3 protein-coding genes, 5 tRNA genes and 5 rRNA genes are annotated in these 22,215 nt (G+C 36.5%); 6 read left to right on the top strand and 7 right to left on the bottom strand.

Translation table 11 applies throughout. The annotated features are described in order from the left end of the window. Positions 1-22: 22 nt before the first annotated feature. Positions 23-2,377 (bottom strand): LPS assembly protein LptD, encoded by a 2,355-nt coding sequence (gene lptD / locus ACICP0_RS03310; protein ID WP_395479893.1) that lies wholly within the window; start codon positions 2,375-2,377, stop codon positions 23-25. A gap of 3,491 nt (positions 2,378-5,868) precedes the next feature. Between lptD and gltP the strand changes: the two genes are divergently transcribed. Then, entirely contained in the window at positions 5,869-7,167 is a 1,299-nt protein-coding gene (gene gltP, locus ACICP0_RS03305; protein WP_395480267.1) for a glutamate/aspartate:proton symporter GltP, read from the top strand. Between the two features lie 888 nt (positions 7,168-8,055). Beyond that, entirely contained in the window at positions 8,056-10,665 is a 2,610-nt protein-coding gene (acnB, locus tag ACICP0_RS03300) for a bifunctional aconitate hydratase 2/2-methylisocitrate dehydratase (RefSeq protein WP_395479892.1), read from the top strand. A 79-nt stretch (positions 10,666-10,744) separates the two neighbouring features. Here the strand turns inward: acnB and ACICP0_RS03295 are convergent. From ACICP0_RS03295 to ACICP0_RS03270, 6 genes are all read right to left on the bottom strand, one after another. Continuing rightward, positions 10,745-10,818, bottom strand: a tRNA-Asp gene (locus ACICP0_RS03295). Positions 10,819-10,968: 150 nt separating this feature from the next. Continuing rightward, a 5S ribosomal RNA gene (gene rrf / locus ACICP0_RS03290) occupies positions 10,969-11,084 on the bottom strand. 167 nt (positions 11,085-11,251) lie between these two features. Next, positions 11,252-14,166: ribosomal RNA gene (locus tag ACICP0_RS03285) — 23S ribosomal RNA — on the bottom strand. Positions 14,167-14,302: 136 nt separating this feature from the next. Beyond that, positions 14,303-14,375, bottom strand: a tRNA-Ala gene (locus ACICP0_RS03280). 200 nt (positions 14,376-14,575) lie between these two features. Beyond that, positions 14,576-14,652 (bottom strand) — tRNA-Ile (locus tag ACICP0_RS03275). 67 nt (positions 14,653-14,719) lie between these two features. After that, positions 14,720-16,272 (bottom strand): 16S ribosomal RNA (locus ACICP0_RS03270). Positions 16,273-17,065: 793 nt separating this feature from the next. Between ACICP0_RS03270 and ACICP0_RS03265 the strand changes: the two genes are divergently transcribed. The 4 genes from ACICP0_RS03265 (at position 17,066) to ACICP0_RS03250 (ending at position 22,086) form a co-directional block, all read left to right on the top strand. Further along, positions 17,066-18,618 (top strand): 16S ribosomal RNA (locus ACICP0_RS03265). Positions 18,619-18,685: 67 nt separating this feature from the next. Then, positions 18,686-18,762 (top strand) — tRNA-Ile (locus ACICP0_RS03260). 200 nt (positions 18,763-18,962) lie between these two features. Beyond that, a tRNA-Ala gene (locus ACICP0_RS03255) sits at positions 18,963-19,035 on the top strand. A 136-nt stretch (positions 19,036-19,171) separates the two neighbouring features. Then, positions 19,172-22,086: ribosomal RNA gene (locus tag ACICP0_RS03250) — 23S ribosomal RNA — on the top strand. Positions 22,087-22,215: the final 129 nt, after the last annotated feature.

Raw genomic sequence — 22,215 nt, 5'->3', positions numbered from 1 at the left:
TTAGTCTATTCTTACCTAAATCTTAAAATTGAAGAGCACATTGATAAGGTAATATATCGGTATTTAGAATACTATCTGATGTTAAGTCAGGTATTTTTGTCAAACCACGCAGTTCAATCTTAAATGATGCTCTGTTCTTATATTTATAAGAATTACCAGTATATTTCCATTTAGCAAGCTGTCGTTCATAACCAAAATTTATCGACCAACAGCAGGTTCTGTATTGTAAGTTAATGAGTTGTTCTACTAGTTGTTTGGCTTTATTATCATAATAACATACATTTGCTAGAGACCAATGATTAGACAAGGGCCAGATACTAGTAATTCCAAACTGATCTATGCCTTGTCGATAACCATTATGCATAGCTTCGGATAATATTTGATGAATATATTGTGAACTGGCATAGCGGTAATTAAATTGAATGATGTGACTTTCATCTTTTCTATATTCTAACATTGCGTAGCCGATAAGCATATTACGATTACGCACATTATACTGCAAATTGCTACGTATCCCACATCGATTATTAATATGCAGGTAACTTTTTTCTGTCCATAGCATCATATTATTAATATTATTATATTGATTCCAGGACTTTATAATATGACAATTACCGGTCTTAAAAATATCGTGGTCTAAACCAATAGATATTTTAAATTTTTCAATATTTTGATTGTCATAAATTCGTGTGGTTACACCACTAGATAGTGTAGAGAAAGGTATAATATGGCTTAATTTGGTACTATAAAATCGATTGTATAAGGACTTATAGTAATCAGTTTGTAAATTAACAAAATTATAAGGGTTGGAAATATTTCGATTTTGAAAAAAAACATACATAGATTGCCCCCATGGTTCTAAAGTTTGTCTGTATCCTTGGAGATAACCTGTATCTATATTACGTTCAAAGATTATTTGACCATCAGTTTTTAACATTGGTAAAATATAGTTAATTGGCTGCATAATATGGTGATGTTTTTTAGTGGTATTGTGATAATTATCTATATGCTTATGATGGCAATAATGTGCCGCTATTACTTTTGCTTCAGTGTTTAAATGACCCCAATGATTAGCTAATGGTAGCCTTATTTCTGGTTCAATATATAATTGGACGGATAGCGGCACATTATTATTTAAGCTATTAAATTTAGTAATTTGATTTAATACTTTTATATCAAAAGGACCAAGATAATTTTTGTAGTAAATAACATCGAGTTGTTGGACAGAATGATAGGAATTAATTTTACTAGCATTTAGTGTTTGGAATTGTTTGCACGACAGAACAGTATCCCAATGTTTATTGGAATAACCAAAAATTAATTTTTGTATAATATATTCGTCAATATTTGTATATTTAACATTGAGATCATTAAAGTCACTGAATTGGCTAAGTTTAGTGTAATTAACATTAATACGCCAAACTTTATTTACGATGCCATCATGTTTCCAATGGAACAACCAGTGATTGTGATCATCACTATGATATCTGCGATAAATTTTCTTATTAGGTAACCAGTTAAATTTCACTAATCCTTTACTTGGCATAATTACGTAATGTAATGTATTGGCAAGTTTTATGCCATGTTTGATCATATACGTTGGTATAATCATAGAATTATAGTGAGGTGATAAATTAAAATAATATGGGGTACTAAATTCAAAACCATTTTCACTTCTATACTTCATAGAAGGACTTAAAAAACCAGATCGGCGAGTTTCTCCTATAGGTATTTTTAAATATGGAATATAGAAAACTGATATTTTTCCAATTTTAAATCGTGCGTTCCAGAGTTTGATGCTTTGATCTTGACGATCATGAATTATTTTGGAGCCTACTAAACTCCAACCTTTATCATTTGGTAGACAAGAAGTAAAAGTGCCTTTTTTAAGAATTATATAGCGCTTATTGTCACGTTGCTCTATAATTTTGGCACTTCCACGACCTTGACGTCCTATTAGTTGATAATGACCTTGATAAATATCAAAATCCTTATTATTGAGATTTAACCAGGCTTTAGAACCTTGAAAAAAAATTTCATTGCTGAAATAACTAATATTTCCTATAGCATTTATAGTGCCTAGTATTTTACCGTTAGCGTCTTGTTGCTGATGTAGTAATACTTGATCAGATTTTAATATACTGTTTCCATGTTGAATGTTAACATTGCCGGAAAATATTGATTTCTCTGGATAAGTGATCTGAATTTTGTCAGCTTGAATGTACATTGGCAAAGCATTAAGATCATTGTTAATTAAAGGATCAGAGTACGTTGAGCTATCCGTTAAACGTTGATTCGTTACATTAGCCAGTGTGTGTTGGCTGAACAATGTATACCAAATCAGACTGGTTAAGGGTGTAGAAAAACATTTTTTCATAATTTTATTTAGGTATTTTCTATGATTTGAAAATTTATCATAGAAGGTAATTAAAATCATAATATCTAACCAAATGTATTATAGAGGTGTTGATACTCGTGGTCTAAGCACATAAAATATATGCATTATTTCAAATATTTGTCCAGCAACTTTTGTCGAATGAAATATTCCGATGAATTTTTCGTTCGAACTATTTAAGTTGTGTGCTAGAGTATATACTTAGCATAGAACTCGATATCTTTATAAATAATCTAAAAATATTTAGAGTAATTTAATCGCATGAAATAAAGATTTTATTATCTAGTTTTACAAAGGAAATTAATGGAAATTGACAACGTATATATTAAAATAAATGGTATTTACCATAATTAAATACTTTTTTATACAAGAAAATTATATTCTTATATACACCCTTTAAATAAAATTCACTAAATTTATTTTAATAATTTTTGTCTTTTAAATTTAAAATTTAAAAATATTTTTTTGTTCTTTTAAATTTTAACTCTAAATTTAGACAATTTTATTTTTATTTTCAATATTTTAATAAAATTTCGTATTTTGATTTTAAATACTGAGCATGTAGGAGTATTATAAGATAATACATAGTGTTTAAAAAATAATTTTTTATAAAGGCTAGTAAAAATGATGTTTTAAAAATTTAAAAATTTTCGAAAATTGTAATATATTTATTGAAGTCACCGGATGCTATAATACTGTAAGTATAGTCTTATACTATAAGACACAATATGAAAAGCATTGTTTAAATTAATTAATAAACACATTACTTGACACGGATATAGTTAAAAAGATTTAAACAATTTTATTAGTGCTAATTATTAATAAATTGACTATTATCATATATATGTAAAATTTTAGTAGTATGTAAATTTAATTATTAATTTTGATTAATATGAACAGAATTAGATAAGTAAGAAACACTGTTTATTTTTTTATATAACTTTCTAATTTCACTCTGCTAGATTAGTTATAATTTAAGATTGTCTATGATAGATATTTTCTAAAAGTAAAAAGATATATTTTATAAAAATTTTATAAAATATGCTTTTCTTTATGTATTAATGTCATAGAAAGCGATATTAATTTATATAACATTATGAATACATATAATTACCTTTAATCCAATAATTGAAAATATTTAAACCGCGATATGAGCATTATGTTATTATATATCCTATATAATAATAAAATAAAAACATTGATAGTAAAATAATTGTAAAATTAATTAATCATATTTGCATATAATTTAGTATGTCGGATATTAGTCCAGAACTAATGAATCAAACAGCGATCAACTTAAAACATTTTAAAGTGATCTTTGAAAGAATTTAGGTCTAGAAATACATAATCAGTAAAGTAACAAGTTCGTAATAACATATACATTATGTTCTGTAGTGTTTATTATCACAGTTATTTTCCTATTCAAAAAAATATTATAAAGCATATTACAATACAATATAATTCAATTAAAGGTTAGAACATATTTAATAATCATTAACTCAATATATGAAGCCTATTTAATATAATAAATTCAGATTAACAAACACGTTATATATTTTATTTTAAAAAACATCAATGCAAGTAATATTAATAGATATTAAATTAATTTGGTACTATCACAATAGCGTTATCATTTTATAATATTAGTATAAAGTCAAATTTTGGATTAGATTAGACTTCTTTAATTGAAATGTAATATAATGGGAAATAACAGTCTCAGTCTATAATATTAAGTATAAAAATATTTTATTAACATTAAGGCAATAAAATTAGCGGTTTTTAATTAAACTTTCGTAAATATAAATTTACTAATAATATAGTAATTATAAGTAATCTTTGATTATATATAAACGTCATATGACGAAATGCTTAATATGATATGATATGTATATATCAGGTAGCTAAATTTATAATATAAAACATTGATAATAAGCAATCTATTAGATCTAATTTCATGATAGAGTCATTATGCCTCGATAATTATATATTTACTAAATAATTTTTTACATGTATATTTTTTTAATTAAAATTAATTGAATATATTACTTCAATAACGTAACGTTTCTAATTAAAAAATTAGTTGAAGATATACCTGAAAACAGGTATCATTGACACACATCAATGATTCTTAATTATCTAGTTAGACTGATTCATATAAATATAAAGATTATATAGTACTTACATTAATACGTATTGACACCTTACGATCATAAATAAAGATAAATTAAATATTTTACTAATTGCATAATGCACAACACGATTATTAATCGTGATAAAAAGCTGCCATGTTACATAACATGCTATGCCTATATTTATTACTGATATTGATATCATTCAGATTAAGTATTTCTATCAATATAAATACTCGTTAACTATATTCAATAAATTCAATAAAATTAATTTTTATTGAAGTAATAATGGAGTGTATCTTTTTAAAAGTATGTATCTTATCAATTTTAATGATAAATAGGTAAAGATTATCACCGGATGATTAATTGAATTATTATGATATTGCAATGTATCATCACATCTTATTTAAGATGTTTTTTTGAATATTCAATATCTTCAATCTATATTCTATATTAATAATTGTTGTCATGTTTAACCATGATCATAGAATCTGTAAAAAATTTTTGCATATAAACTATTTTTAACAACGATAATATATGAAATATGTGACATAAACGTAATATATAGTAATACTGATCCTACTATTAAATAGTCTATTAACTATAGAAGAAAATTACCATATTTTTTAATAAATTGTTTTTGTTATAGCGTGTAATAAACAGATATATCAACAAATACCATTATATATGGAAAATACAGAAAATTTACATTTTGATGACATGATTATGTCATTGTTATCCTGTTCTTTACTATTCGACTATAAATACCGACGATATTAGATCAAACCTAAAGTTACTTTTTTTAAAGTTACTTTTTTTAAAGTTTAAGGTATTGCTTTTTATAAAGGAACTTGTCTAAATTATGTAGAAACGTGCCTTATTAAAAAAGCAACTAGTATCTTTTTTACTGTTGTCATAATATAACTGTAGTGTTTTGATCAATGTTTTTAAAGAAGATTTATTTATCTTTATAAATTTATATATATTAAAAATATACGATCATTTAGATTAAGATATAAACACGTTTAATAATTTTATTGTGTATTTCAGCTATGTTTATCATTGATTTGACCCTTAAATTATACATATAATCGTCGTAATATATTAAACTGAAAATCAAAAAATTAACATATTATTATTTTAGATATAATAGAAATATTCCAATAATGTACTAAAAGGTAAGAAAACATGAAATTACTTCAAAAATATGGCATAACTTTAAATATTTTCCGATTTATGTAAATCAAAACAGATAGAAATAAATCGAGTAACGAAAATAATCAATGTCTTTCGAAGAAAGTAATGTCTTTCAAAAATGAGTAACGTATGGAAATTATTACTGTTATGAAAAAATTAAAAATAAAATTGGCTTGGCAAATTATTGTTGCATTAATCTTAGGTATTTTACTTGGGGCATTATTACATAATCAAGAAACATCGCGTGATTGGATGATTACTAATTTTCTCTCACCAGCTGGTGACATTTTCATCCGCATGATCAAAATGATTGTGGTACCTATTGTAATTACTACATTAGTAGTAGGCATTGCAAGTATTGGCGATGCTAAAACTCTCGGAAGTATAGGATTGAAGACCATTCTTTATTTCGAATTCATTACTACATTATCAATTCTTCTAGGTATTACCCTTGCTAATATATTTCGTCCAGGTTATGGAATCGATATGTCAACGCTAGCCATGGTAGATATTTCACAATATAAACAGACTGCACTTGAAGTGCAATTTGGAGATCATAGTCTAATAGGGACTATTCTATCGCTTATTCCATCTAATATTTTTTCTGCGATGGCTGCAGGAGATATGTTACCAATTATCTTTTTTTCTGTTCTATTTGGTTTGGGTTTATCATCATTACCATGCGATACTCGTGCTCCATTATTAGCCTTCTTTAAGGCAACAGCAGATACTATGTTCAAAGTAACACATATGCTAATGCGCTATGCTCCAGTAGGAGTTTTTGCACTTCTTTCAGTTACTGTAGCTACTTTTGGCTTTTCATCGCTTTTGCCGTTAGCCAAGCTTTTGATTTTAGTATACAGTGCCATTATCTTTTTTGCTTTGGTAATTTTAGGCGCCGTTGCACGAGTGTGCGGACTACGTATTGTAACCTTAATTTACATTTTAAAAGAAGAACTAATTTTAGCTTTTTCTACTGCTAGTTCAGAAAGTGTATTACCACGTATCATTGAGAAAATGGAAGCATATGGAGCACCGGCAGCAATTACCGGATTTGTTGTTCCTACTGGATATTCATTTAATTTAGATGGCTCAACTCTATATCAGAGTATTGCTGCGATTTTTATTGCGCAGCTTTATGGTATTAATTTATCTCTTAGTCAGGAAGTAGTACTGGTATTAACGTTGATGGTTACTTCCAAAGGTATTGCAGGCGTACCGGGAGTATCCTTTGTTGTGCTGTTAGCAACGCTTGGTAGCGTTGGTATTCCTTTAGAAGGTTTAGCATTTATAGCAGGTATTGACCGTATTCTAGACATGGCTCGTACAGCACTTAATGTAGTTGGCAATGCGTTGGCAGTGCTTGTGATTGCTAAATGGGAAAATCAGTACAATAAAGAACAAGGACTTGCATATGAGAAAAAAATTCTCGCCAATAAAGATTAATTTAGTCTAAAGCTATTATTTAAATAAAATTTAAATATATAAGAATGGTTAAAAACAAGTAGATGGTACATATTAAACATGTTTAATATATATTAACTCGCATGCATCAATGCCATTAAAAAAATTTTTCTAAAATCACTATACATCATTTTTTGTGTATTAAACTTAGTAATGGATTGCACATTATAGACATAATTTTATATTAATACTAAAATTATCAAAATCATTAGCTGGTTTCATAACGTTTTTTTTAGTGATTCTATTTTGTAGATACGTCACATTTAAAAAATTATATTTTTAGAACAATGTTAAAACTTAATGTCAATTATTCTGAATTATAATTCATTTAATTACTATATTCATCTGAATATAAGCAGATATCCGTTCATCAAATAAGAATATTTATTTTTCTTGAAGATTGTTTGTCATTTTTTTATTGGTTATGCTCATACGATAGTGATTTAATAATTATTTATAGTTAAATATTATTAATTTTTCTAATTAGCATAAGTGTGTTCTTGGTAACTAGAGCTACGAGTTGAAAATTAAATATTATAAATTAACCTAATTGCTAATAAATACATTTAAATAATGTTTACTTCACGATATGACAAAATAACTTAAAAAATAATATGTAGATATTATTAATTAATAGAAGGATACTACTACCCTAGTGCTGGTTACCATACTTTTCATGGTATAACATACATCGTATGTAGGTATTATTATGCACTACTAATTTAACAATATAGTTAACCAAATTTTTCTTTATCTGAAAATTATGCATTTTTTAAAAAACATCACATATTTATGTTTTAATAATCAAATTTTGTTAAATTATACATAGAAACTAATTCTCTACGATAATAAAATTGAGGAGAGCATGCCATGTTGGAAAAATACCGTAAGCATGTTACTCAACGTATTGCACAAGGTATTGTCCCTAAACCTCTCGATGCTATACAAATGATGTCTTTAGTGAAGTTATTAGAAATGCCACCAGACGGTGAGAAGGACTATTTATTACATTTATTAACGTATCGTGTACCACCGGGAGTAGATGAAGCAGCTTATATTAAAGCTAGTTTTTTAGCAGCTATTATTCAAGGAAAAGCACATTCTTTATTAGTAACAAAAGAAAAAGCTACTGAATTACTCGGTACCATGCAAGGTGGATATAATGTTGCACCTTTAATAGAAGTATTAGATAATGAGCAATTGGCTCCTATTGCCGCTCGTAAGCTGAAAAATATATTACTCATATTTGATTATTTTTACGATATTGAAGAAAAAGCTAAAGCTGGTAATCTATATGCTAAAGAAATCATATCTTCTTGGGCTGAAGCAGAGTGGTTTTCGTCCCGTCCATCATTATCAGAAAAAATTACTGTTACTGTTTTTAAAGTTGTCGGTGAAACAAATACTGATGATCTTTCCCCAGCGACTGATGCTTGGTCTCGTCCAGATATTCCATTGCATGCATTAGCAATGCTTAAAAATACTCGTGACGGTATTTTTCCAGATAAACCAGGAATTATTGGTCCTATAAAGCAAATAGAAACGTTGAAAAAAATAGGATTTCCACTGGTTTATGTCGGAGATATCATTGGTACAGGTTCTTCAAGAAAATCTGCGACTAATTCCCTACTTTGGTTCATGGGAAATGATATTCCCTATGTACCAAACAAACGTAGTGGTGGGATTGTATTAGGCAGTAAAATAGCACCAATTTTTTTTAATACTATGGAAGATGCTGGCGCATTGCCAATAGAAGTAGATGTCTCTAATTTTGAGATGGGCTCTGTCATTGACATTTATCCATTTTTAGGAAAGATATACGATCACAATCGTAACAAACTACTTGCTACTTTTTCTTTGAAAACCAATGTTCTTATAGATGAAGTGCGCGCTGGTGGCCGTATTTTACTAATCATTGGTCGAAATTTGACTGAACGTGCGAGAAGATCTCTAAAATTACCATTTTTAACAACCAGTTTTCAACGCTCTCGAAACATTATTTTTAATAATACAGGCTATACTTTAGCACAAAAAATAGTTGGTCGAGCCTGCGGTGTAAAAGGCATTAGTCCAGGTCAGTATTGTGAACCCAAAATAACTTCTATAGGATCTCAAGATACTACCGGTCCAATGACAAGAGATGAACTTAAAGATTTGGCATGCTTAGGATTTTCCGCTGATCTAGTAATGCAGTCTTTCTGTCACACTGCTGCTTATCCGAAGCCTGTAGATATAGAGCTTCATCATACTTTGCCGGATTTTATTATAAATCGTGGTGGAATTTCTCTACGTCCAGGTGACGGAATCATACATTCTTGGCTAAATCGTATGTTATTACCAGATACCGTTGGCACAGGCGGTGATTCTCATACTCGGTTTCCAATTGGCATTTCATTTCCGGCAGGCTCTGGCTTAGTAGCCTTTTCTGCTACTACTGGAGTAATGCCGTTAGATATGCCAGAATCAGTTTTGGTTCGTTTCAAAGGAAATATGTTACCTGGAATTACTTTACGTGATTTAGTACATGCAATTCCGTATTATGCAATTAAACAAGGTCTTCTGACAGTAGAAAAAATAAATAAACGAAATATTTTCTCTGGTCGAATTTTAGAAATAGAAGGATTACCAGAATTGAAAATAGAACAAGCCTTTGAATTAGCAGATGCTTCAGCGGAACGTTCTGCTGCAGGTTGTACTATAAAACTTAATTCAACACCAATTATTGAATACATGAAGTCCAATATTGTGCTGTTAAAATGGATGATTTCAGAAAAGTACGAAGATCGTCGTACCATAGAACGAAGAATCAAAGAAATGTATAATTGGTTGTCTAGTCCGTCGTTGCTAGAAGCAGATACAAATGCTGAATATGTGGAAATAATTGAGATTGACCTAGCTAAAATTTGTGAACCAATTTTATGTGCACCGAATGATCCTGATGATGCTCGTATGTTATCAGAACTTGAAAATATTAAAGTTGATGAAATTTTTATTGGATCTTGCATGACTAATATAGGTCATTTCAGAGCAGCGGGTAAACTTTTAAAAAATCATAAGGGTTCACTATTAACTCGACTTTGGATGGCACCACCAACTAAAATGGATGCCCTGCAGTTAATTAAAGAAGGCTATTATAGCATTTTTAATCAGAACAATGTACGAATGGAAATTCCTGGTTGTTCATTATGTATGGGAAACCAAGCACGAGTTACTGATAACGCAACAGTAATATCTACTTCTACCCGTAACTTTCCTAACCGTATGGGTCATGGTGCTAATGTCTATCTAGCTTCTGCAGAATTAGCAGCTATTACAGCATTATTGGGTCGCTTGCCTACTGTAAAAGAGTATCTACTACAAATGATGATGCTAGCCAACACAGAAACAACTTTAGATACTTATCGTTATTTAAATTTTGATACGCTAAATGAATACACGCATAAAGCTAATCAAGTGATTTTTCAAACTGCCATTATTTAAAATTAGCTAAGTAAAAATAAATCAGTATAATTTATTTTTACAAATTCTATCAACAAAGAGATATAAAGAAAGAAAATGACGGTGCGGACGGGGTTCGAACCCGCGACCACCGACGTGACAGGCCGGCATTCTAACCAGCTGAACTACCGCACCATTTTTTTAAAAATCTTTTAAGATCTTATCTTGAGATAGAATATTTATTGATTAATATAATCAACCTACTACCAAATACATAAATTTGAAAAAGTTTTTAAATATTTTATGGCTCTTATCTTAAGTTTTAATCTTTAACTATAATGAGTGACCTGGCAGTGTCCTACTCTCACATAGGGAAACCCTACACTACCATCGGCGCTACGATATTTTACTTCTGAGTTCGGAATGGAATCAGGTAGGTCTACCGTGCTATTGCCGCCAGGAAAATTTGTTCATTAAATGTACAATATTAACATGTTATATATTTTTTTAAAATATATGCGAATATTGATTTAATGTTTGATATCAAACATGTATAAATATATACATACATAATGTCAATGTAAATTTAAAATTTACATTGATGTCTTTTAAACAGCTTAAGTGTTGTGAAGTTAAGCCTCACGGGTCATTAGTATTGGTTAGCTCAACACCTCACAGTGCTTACACACCCAACCTATCAACGTCATCGTCTTTAACGTCCCTTTAGGAAGCTTATAGCCTCAGGGAAGATTCATCTTGAGGCAAGTTTCCCACTTAGATGCTTTCAGCGGTTATCTTTCCCGTACTTAGCTACCGGGCAATGCTATTGGCATAACAACCCGAACACCAGAGGTACGTCCACTCCGGTCCTCTCGTACTAGGAGCAGCCCCTCTCAATCTTCCAACGCCCACGGTAGATAGGGACCGAACTGTCTCACGACGTTCTAAACCCAGCTCGCGTACCACTTTAAATGGCGAACAGCCATACCCTTGGGACCTGCTGCAGCCCCAGGATGTGATGAGCCGACATCGAGGTGCCAAACACCGCCGTCGATATGAACTCTTGGGCGGTATCAGCCTGTTATCCCCGGAGTACCTTTTATTCGTTGAGCGATGGCCCTTCCATGCAGAACCACCGGATCACTAAGACCTGCTTTCGCATCTGCTCGAGCCGTCACTCTCGCAGTCAAGCTAGCTTATGCCTTTGCACTAACCTCACGATATCCGACCGTGATTAGCTAACCTTTGTGCTCCTCCGTTACATTTTGGGAGGAGACCGCCCCAGTCAAACTACCCACCAGACAGTGTCTTCGATCCGGATAACGGACCAGAGTTAGAGTATCAAATATTAAAGGGTGGTATTTCAAGGATGGCTCCATATAGGCTAGCGCTTACACTTCATAGCCTCCCACCTATCCTACACATTAAGATTCAATATTCAGTGTCAAGCTATAGTAAAGGTTCACGGGGTCTTTCCGTCTTACCGCGGGTACACCGCATCTTCACGGCGAATTCAATTTCACTGAGTCTCGGGTGGAGACAGCCTAGCCATCATTACGCCATTCGTGCAGGTCGGAACTTACCCGACAAGGAATTTCGCTACCTTAGGACCGTTATAGTTACGGCCGCCGTTTACCGGGGCTTCGGTCAAGAGCTTTTCCTTAACGGATAACCCCATCACTTAACCTTCCGGCACCGGGCAGGCGTCACACCGTATACGTCCACTCACGTGTTTGCACAGTGCTGTGTTTTTAATAAACAGTTGCAGCCAGCTGGTATCTTCGACTGGTTTCAGCTCGAGGAGCAAGTCCTTTCACCTAATACCAGCGTGCCTTCTCCCGAAGTTACGGCACCATTTTGCCTAGTTCCTTCACCCGAGTTCTCTCAAGCGCCTGAGTATTCTCTACCTAACTACCTGTGTCGGTTTGGGGTACGATTCAATATGATCTGAAGCTTAGAGGCTTTTCTTGTAAGCGTAGCATCAATTCCTTCATTACCGTAATAATTCCTTATCACGCCTCAATGTTAAGAAAGAACGGATTTGCCTATTCTTTCCATCTTCACGCTTAAACCGAGACAACCGTCCCTCGGCGAACCTAGCTTTCTTCGTTCCCCCTTCGCAATCATATTGAGTACAGGAATATTAACCTGTTGTTCATCGACTACGCTTTTCAGCCTCGCCTTAGAGGTCGACTCACCCTGCTTCGATTAACGTTGAACAGGAACCCTTAGTCTTTTGGCGAGCAGGTTTTTCACCTGCTTTATCGTTACTTATGTCAGCATTCGCACTTCTGATACCTCCAATATATTTTACAATATATCTTCACAGGCTTACAGAACGCTCCCCTACCCAACAAATACGTAAATATTGTTGCCGCAGCTTCGGTGCATAGTTTAAGCCCCGTTAAATCTTCCGCGCAGGCTGACTCGATCAGTGAGCTATTACGCTTTCTTTAAATGATGGCTGCTTCTAAGCCAACATCCTGGCTGTCTAGGCCTTCCCACATCGTTTCCCACTTAACTATGACTTGGGGACCTTAGCTGGCGGTCTGGGTTGTTTCCCTTTTCACGACGGACGTTAGCACCCGCCGTGTGTCTCCCATGATAACATTCTACGGTATTCGGAGTTTGTGTCGGATTGATAATCCGGGATGGACCTCTAACCGAAACAGTGCTCTACCCCCATAGATGAATTCATGAGGCGCTACCTAAATAGCTTTCGGGGAGAACCAGCTATCTCCCAGTTTGATTGGCCTTTCACCCCTAGCCACAAGTCATCCGCTAATTTTTCAACATTAGTCGGTTCGGTCCTCCAATTAGTTTTATCTAACCTTCAACCTGCTCATGGCTAGATCACTGGGTTTCGGGTCTATATCCTGCAACTAAGCGCCCAATTTAAGACTCGGTTTCCCTACGGCTCCCCTATTCGGTTAACCTTGCTACAGAATAATAAGTCGCTGACCCATTATACAAAAGGTACGCAGTCACATTTTAAAAAATGCTCCTACTGCTTGTACGTACACGGTTTCAGATTCTATTTCACTCCCCTTGCCGGGGTTCTTTTCACCTTTCCCTCACGGTACTGGTTCACTATCGGTCAATCAGGAGTATTTAGCCTTGGAGGATGGTCCCCCCATCTTCAGACAAGATATCACGTGTCTCGTCCTACTCGTTGAACCTACAACTGACTTATTTTCGGATACGGGGCTATCACCCTTTTTTGCCAAATTTTCCAATTTGTTCTCCTAATATATCAATTGATATATGGCTCTCGGGCTGTTCCCCTTTCACTCGCCGCTACTTAGGGAATCTCAATTGATTTCTTTTCCTCAAGGTACTAAGATGTTTCAGTTCCCTTGGTTTTCCTCGTTAAGCTATTGATTGACTTAACGATGATGCAACGCATTGCATCGGGTTTCCCCATTCGGATATCGTCGGCTTATAACGTTTCATATCGACTGACCGACGCTTTTCGCAGATTAGCACGTCCTTCATCGCCTCTGATTGCCTAGGCATCCACCGTGTACGCTTTTTCACTTAACTCCACAACCTTGAGCTGTCTATTATCGAATAATAGTAAAAACTATAGACTAAAGATTTGATAAAAAATCCTATAAATTTCAATATTTTTCAAATTGTTAAAGAACGACATTATATTTCTTGTATAATGTTAATTTGATGGAGCTAAGCGGGATCGAACCGCTAGCCTCCTGCGTGCAAAACAGGTGCTCTCCCAATTGAGCTATAGCCCCTCTATCATTGCAAAAAATTCGATTATTGATTTAAATCATATCAACATAAAAATGAAACTACATTATTATTTATTAACTTATATAAGATAATATACGCAGTAATATTTTTTATTTTAAAAATGAGAAATAAGATTCAATATATTGAATTTTTCAAAACAACTATTATATGTATAAACAATACCAATAAGATAAAAAGCTTTTGGTAGGCCTGAGTGGATTTGAACCACCGACCTCACCCTTATCAGGGGTGTGCTCTAACCATCTGAGCTACAAGCCTATAAAGGTTTTTATATATAGTCATATCAAGTAATTTGTGTGGACACATCATCTCGACATATCTCTAGTAAGGAGGTGATCCAACCGCAGGTTCCCCTACGGTTACCTTGTTACGACTTCACCCCAGTCATGAATCACAAAGTGGTAAGCGCCCTCCAATAATGGTTAAGCTACCCACTTCTTTTGCAATCCACTCCCATGGTGTGACGGGCGGTGTGTACAAGGCCCGGGAACGTATTCACCGTGACATTCTGATACACGATTACTAGCGATTCCGACTTCATGGAGTCGAGTTGCAGACTCCAATCCGGACTACGATGTACTTTGATGAGGTTTGCTAGCTCTCGCGAGATTGCTTCTCTTTGTATACACCATTGTAGCACGTGTGTAGCCCTACTCGTAAGGGCCATGATGACTTGACGTCATCCCCACCTTCCTCCAGTTTATCACCGGCAGTCTCCTTTGAGTTCCCGACCGTATCGCTGGCAACAAAGGGCAAGGGTTGCGCTCGTTGCGGGACTTAACCCAACATTTCACAACACGAGCTGACGACAGCCATGCAGCACCTGTCTCAGAGTTCCCGAAGGCACTAAAGCATCTCTGCTAAATTCTCTGGATGTCAAGAGTAGGTAAGGTTCTTCGCGTTGCATCGAATTAAACCACATGCTCCACCGCTTGTGCGGGCCCCCGTCAATTCATTTGAGTTTTAACCTTGCGGTCGTACTCCCCAGGCGGTCGATTTAACGCGTTAGCTTCGAAAGCCATGGCTCAAAGGCTACAACCTTCAAATCGACATCGTTTACAGCATGGACTACCAGGGTATCTAATCCTGTTTGCTCCCCATGCTTTCGTGCCTGAGCGTCAGTTTTCGTCCAGGAGGCCGCCTTCGCCACTGATATTCCTCCAGATCTCTACGCATTTCACCGCTACACCTGGAATTCTACCTCCCTCTACGAAACTCTAGTCTGCCAGTTTCAAATACAGTTCCTAGGTTAAGCCCAGGGATTTCATACCTGACTTAACAGACCGCCTACGCACTCTTTACGCCCAGTAATTCCGATTAACGCTCGCACCCTCCGTATTACCGCGGCTGCTGGCACGGAGTTAGCCGGTGCTTCTTATTGTAGATAGCGTCAATCAAAAACGCTATTAACGTTACTGACTTCTTCTCTACTGAAAGTGCTTTACAACCCGAAGGCCTTCTTCACACACGCGGCATGACTGCATCAGGGTTTCCCCCATTGTGCAATATTCCCCACTGCTGCCTCCCGTAGGAGTCTGGACCGTGTCTCAGTTCCAGTGTGGCTGGCCATCCTCTCAGACCAGCTAGGGATCGTCGCCTAGGTGAGCCATTACCTCACCTACTAGCTAATCCCATCTGAGTTCATCCGATGGTGTGAGGCCTAATACATAGGTCCCTCACTTTGGTCTCACGACATTATGCGGTATTAGCTACCGTTTCCAATAGTTATCCCCCTCCATTGGGCAGATCCCCAGACATTACTCACCCGTGCGCCGCTTGCCGGCAAAAAAGCAAAACTTTTCCCCGTTGCCGCTCGACTTGCATGTGTTAGGTCTGCCGCCAGCGTTCAATCTGAGCTATGATCAAACTCTTCAATTTAAAACAATCTTAATAATATATATTAAAACTAATAATAAGTTTTAATTTTTATCGATATTGTCTCGTTCTGTGTCCACACAGATTACCTGACAGATTTTAAAAGAACATCGGTGCTCGATTAAGATTATGAGCACAACCTATATATAATACATCTTGTTTATTCAGTGTCAAGTTTTTTCATTAATTTCTTTTTTAATTAGATAACTTATTATGAACATTATTAAACAATTAACAGATATTATATATGGAATTTATATAATATACAGTTTTTATGATTAAAATATCTAATAATATTAGATCTATATGACAATTATATAATGTAAATGAGCATATAACATATATTGTAATTATTTACTTATTTTACTTAATCAAATAAATGGAATTAATATCTATCATAGAGTGCCTTATTAAAAGATAAACTTTTATAATAAAAGGAATTTTATTTTCAATAGTTTAGTTTAATCCACTTAAATTTTATTTATTCAGTTAATTGAGTAGCAATTAACGCTATATGCTATTTTTGAAATTAAAATTTCTAATTAAATTAAAATATTATTTTAATTAAAGATTTAAATTTTAGTGAAAATATATCACTAATTTCAAAAGAAATTAATGAAAAAACTTGACACTGAATAAGCAAGATGTATTATATATAGGTTGTGCTCATAATCTTAATCGAGCACCGATGTTCTTTTAAAATCTGTCAGGTAATCTGTGTGGACACAGAACGAGACAATATCGATAAAAATTAAAACTTATTATTAGTTTTAATATATATTATTAAGATTGTTTTAAATTGAAGAGTTTGATCATAGCTCAGATTGAACGCTGGCGGCAGACCTAACACATGCAAGTCGAGCGGCAACGGGGAAAAGTTTTGCTTTTTTGCCGGCAAGCGGCGCACGGGTGAGTAATGTCTGGGGATCTGCCCAATGGAGGGGGATAACTATTGGAAACGGTAGCTAATACCGCATAATGTCGTGAGACCAAAGTGAGGGACCTATGTATTAGGCCTCACACCATCGGATGAACTCAGATGGGATTAGCTAGTAGGTGAGGTAATGGCTCACCTAGGCGACGATCCCTAGCTGGTCTGAGAGGATGGCCAGCCACACTGGAACTGAGACACGGTCCAGACTCCTACGGGAGGCAGCAGTGGGGAATATTGCACAATGGGGGAAACCCTGATGCAGTCATGCCGCGTGTGTGAAGAAGGCCTTCGGGTTGTAAAGCACTTTCAGTAGAGAAGAAGTCAGTAACGTTAATAGCGTTTTTGATTGACGCTATCTACAATAAGAAGCACCGGCTAACTCCGTGCCAGCAGCCGCGGTAATACGGAGGGTGCGAGCGTTAATCGGAATTACTGGGCGTAAAGAGTGCGTAGGCGGTCTGTTAAGTCAGGTATGAAATCCCTGGGCTTAACCTAGGAACTGTATTTGAAACTGGCAGACTAGAGTTTCGTAGAGGGAGGTAGAATTCCAGGTGTAGCGGTGAAATGCGTAGAGATCTGGAGGAATATCAGTGGCGAAGGCGGCCTCCTGGACGAAAACTGACGCTCAGGCACGAAAGCATGGGGAGCAAACAGGATTAGATACCCTGGTAGTCCATGCTGTAAACGATGTCGATTTGAAGGTTGTAGCCTTTGAGCCATGGCTTTCGAAGCTAACGCGTTAAATCGACCGCCTGGGGAGTACGACCGCAAGGTTAAAACTCAAATGAATTGACGGGGGCCCGCACAAGCGGTGGAGCATGTGGTTTAATTCGATGCAACGCGAAGAACCTTACCTACTCTTGACATCCAGAGAATTTAGCAGAGATGCTTTAGTGCCTTCGGGAACTCTGAGACAGGTGCTGCATGGCTGTCGTCAGCTCGTGTTGTGAAATGTTGGGTTAAGTCCCGCAACGAGCGCAACCCTTGCCCTTTGTTGCCAGCGATACGGTCGGGAACTCAAAGGAGACTGCCGGTGATAAACTGGAGGAAGGTGGGGATGACGTCAAGTCATCATGGCCCTTACGAGTAGGGCTACACACGTGCTACAATGGTGTATACAAAGAGAAGCAATCTCGCGAGAGCTAGCAAACCTCATCAAAGTACATCGTAGTCCGGATTGGAGTCTGCAACTCGACTCCATGAAGTCGGAATCGCTAGTAATCGTGTATCAGAATGTCACGGTGAATACGTTCCCGGGCCTTGTACACACCGCCCGTCACACCATGGGAGTGGATTGCAAAAGAAGTGGGTAGCTTAACCATTATTGGAGGGCGCTTACCACTTTGTGATTCATGACTGGGGTGAAGTCGTAACAAGGTAACCGTAGGGGAACCTGCGGTTGGATCACCTCCTTACTAGAGATATGTCGAGATGATGTGTCCACACAAATTACTTGATATGACTATATATAAAAACCTTTATAGGCTTGTAGCTCAGATGGTTAGAGCACACCCCTGATAAGGGTGAGGTCGGTGGTTCAAATCCACTCAGGCCTACCAAAAGCTTTTTATCTTATTGGTATTGTTTATACATATAATAGTTGTTTTGAAAAATTCAATATATTGAATCTTATTTCTCATTTTTAAAATAAAAAATATTACTGCGTATATTATCTTATATAAGTTAATAAATAATAATGTAGTTTCATTTTTATGTTGATATGATTTAAATCAATAATCGAATTTTTTGCAATGATAGAGGGGCTATAGCTCAATTGGGAGAGCACCTGTTTTGCACGCAGGAGGCTAGCGGTTCGATCCCGCTTAGCTCCATCAAATTAACATTATACAAGAAATATAATGTCGTTCTTTAACAATTTGAAAAATATTGAAATTTATAGGATTTTTTATCAAATCTTTAGTCTATAGTTTTTACTATTATTCGATAATAGACAGCTCAAGGTTGTGGAGTTAAGTGAAAAAGCGTACACGGTGGATGCCTAGGCAATCAGAGGCGATGAAGGACGTGCTAATCTGCGAAAAGCGTCGGTCAGTCGATATGAAACGTTATAAGCCGACGATATCCGAATGGGGAAACCCGATGCAATGCGTTGCATCATCGTTAAGTCAATCAATAGCTTAACGAGGAAAACCAAGGGAACTGAAACATCTTAGTACCTTGAGGAAAAGAAATCAATTGAGATTCCCTAAGTAGCGGCGAGTGAAAGGGGAACAGCCCGAGAGCCATATATCAATTGATATATTAGGAGAACAAATTGGAAAATTTGGCAAAAAAGGGTGATAGCCCCGTATCCGAAAATAAGTCAGTTGTAGGTTCAACGAGTAGGACGAGACACGTGATATCTTGTCTGAAGATGGGGGGACCATCCTCCAAGGCTAAATACTCCTGATTGACCGATAGTGAACCAGTACCGTGAGGGAAAGGTGAAAAGAACCCCGGCAAGGGGAGTGAAATAGAATCTGAAACCGTGTACGTACAAGCAGTAGGAGCATTTTTTAAAATGTGACTGCGTACCTTTTGTATAATGGGTCAGCGACTTATTATTCTGTAGCAAGGTTAACCGAATAGGGGAGCCGTAGGGAAACCGAGTCTTAAATTGGGCGCTTAGTTGCAGGATATAGACCCGAAACCCAGTGATCTAGCCATGAGCAGGTTGAAGGTTAGATAAAACTAATTGGAGGACCGAACCGACTAATGTTGAAAAATTAGCGGATGACTTGTGGCTAGGGGTGAAAGGCCAATCAAACTGGGAGATAGCTGGTTCTCCCCGAAAGCTATTTAGGTAGCGCCTCATGAATTCATCTATGGGGGTAGAGCACTGTTTCGGTTAGAGGTCCATCCCGGATTATCAATCCGACACAAACTCCGAATACCGTAGAATGTTATCATGGGAGACACACGGCGGGTGCTAACGTCCGTCGTGAAAAGGGAAACAACCCAGACCGCCAGCTAAGGTCCCCAAGTCATAGTTAAGTGGGAAACGATGTGGGAAGGCCTAGACAGCCAGGATGTTGGCTTAGAAGCAGCCATCATTTAAAGAAAGCGTAATAGCTCACTGATCGAGTCAGCCTGCGCGGAAGATTTAACGGGGCTTAAACTATGCACCGAAGCTGCGGCAACAATATTTACGTATTTGTTGGGTAGGGGAGCGTTCTGTAAGCCTGTGAAGATATATTGTAAAATATATTGGAGGTATCAGAAGTGCGAATGCTGACATAAGTAACGATAAAGCAGGTGAAAAACCTGCTCGCCAAAAGACTAAGGGTTCCTGTTCAACGTTAATCGAAGCAGGGTGAGTCGACCTCTAAGGCGAGGCTGAAAAGCGTAGTCGATGAACAACAGGTTAATATTCCTGTACTCAATATGATTGCGAAGGGGGAACGAAGAAAGCTAGGTTCGCCGAGGGACGGTTGTCTCGGTTTAAGCGTGAAGATGGAAAGAATAGGCAAATCCGTTCTTTCTTAACATTGAGGCGTGATAAGGAATTATTACGGTAATGAAGGAATTGATGCTACGCTTACAAGAAAAGCCTCTAAGCTTCAGATCATATTGAATCGTACCCCAAACCGACACAGGTAGTTAGGTAGAGAATACTCAGGCGCTTGAGAGAACTCGGGTGAAGGAACTAGGCAAAATGGTGCCGTAACTTCGGGAGAAGGCACGCTGGTATTAGGTGAAAGGACTTGCTCCTCGAGCTGAAACCAGTCGAAGATACCAGCTGGCTGCAACTGTTTATTAAAAACACAGCACTGTGCAAACACGTGAGTGGACGTATACGGTGTGACGCCTGCCCGGTGCCGGAAGGTTAAGTGATGGGGTTATCCGTTAAGGAAAAGCTCTTGACCGAAGCCCCGGTAAACGGCGGCCGTAACTATAACGGTCCTAAGGTAGCGAAATTCCTTGTCGGGTAAGTTCCGACCTGCACGAATGGCGTAATGATGGCTAGGCTGTCTCCACCCGAGACTCAGTGAAATTGAATTCGCCGTGAAGATGCGGTGTACCCGCGGTAAGACGGAAAGACCCCGTGAACCTTTACTATAGCTTGACACTGAATATTGAATCTTAATGTGTAGGATAGGTGGGAGGCTATGAAGTGTAAGCGCTAGCCTATATGGAGCCATCCTTGAAATACCACCCTTTAATATTTGATACTCTAACTCTGGTCCGTTATCCGGATCGAAGACACTGTCTGGTGGGTAGTTTGACTGGGGCGGTCTCCTCCCAAAATGTAACGGAGGAGCACAAAGGTTAGCTAATCACGGTCGGATATCGTGAGGTTAGTGCAAAGGCATAAGCTAGCTTGACTGCGAGAGTGACGGCTCGAGCAGATGCGAAAGCAGGTCTTAGTGATCCGGTGGTTCTGCATGGAAGGGCCATCGCTCAACGAATAAAAGGTACTCCGGGGATAACAGGCTGATACCGCCCAAGAGTTCATATCGACGGCGGTGTTTGGCACCTCGATGTCGGCTCATCACATCCTGGGGCTGCAGCAGGTCCCAAGGGTATGGCTGTTCGCCATTTAAAGTGGTACGCGAGCTGGGTTTAGAACGTCGTGAGACAGTTCGGTCCCTATCTACCGTGGGCGTTGGAAGATTGAGAGGGGCTGCTCCTAGTACGAGAGGACCGGAGTGGACGTACCTCTGGTGTTCGGGTTGTTATGCCAATAGCATTGCCCGGTAGCTAAGTACGGGAAAGATAACCGCTGAAAGCATCTAAGTGGGAAACTTGCCTCAAGATGAATCTTCCCTGAGGCTATAAGCTTCCTAAAGGGACGTTAAAGACGATGACGTTGATAGGTTGGGTGTGTAAGCACTGTGAGGTGTTGAGCTAACCAATACTAATGACCCGTGAGGCTTAACTTCACAACACTTAAGCTGTTTAAAAGACATCAATGTAAATTTTAAATTTACATTGACATTATGTATGTATATATTTATATATGTTTGATATCAAACATTAAATCAATATTCGCATATATTTTAAAAAAATAT

This window comes from Candidatus Curculioniphilus buchneri endosymbiont of Curculio glandium, assembly GCF_964275155.1.
GTDB lineage: Bacteria > Pseudomonadota > Gammaproteobacteria > Enterobacterales > Enterobacteriaceae > Curculioniphilus > Curculioniphilus buchneri.
Note: the sequence above shows the minus strand (reverse complement) of the source record. Positions and strands in the feature narration are given on the sequence as shown.

Bases quoted from the DNA above. Each gene is read 5' to 3' on its own strand.
- lptD (WP_395479893.1), bottom strand. From the start codon at position 2,377: ATGAAAAAATGTTTTTCTACACCCTTAACCAGTCTGATTTGGTATACA.
- gltP (WP_395480267.1), top strand. From the start codon at position 5,869: ATGAAAAAATTAAAAATAAAATTGGCTTGGCAAATTATTGTTGCATTA.
- acnB (WP_395479892.1), top strand. From the start codon at position 8,056: ATGTTGGAAAAATACCGTAAGCATGTTACTCAACGTATTGCACAAGGT.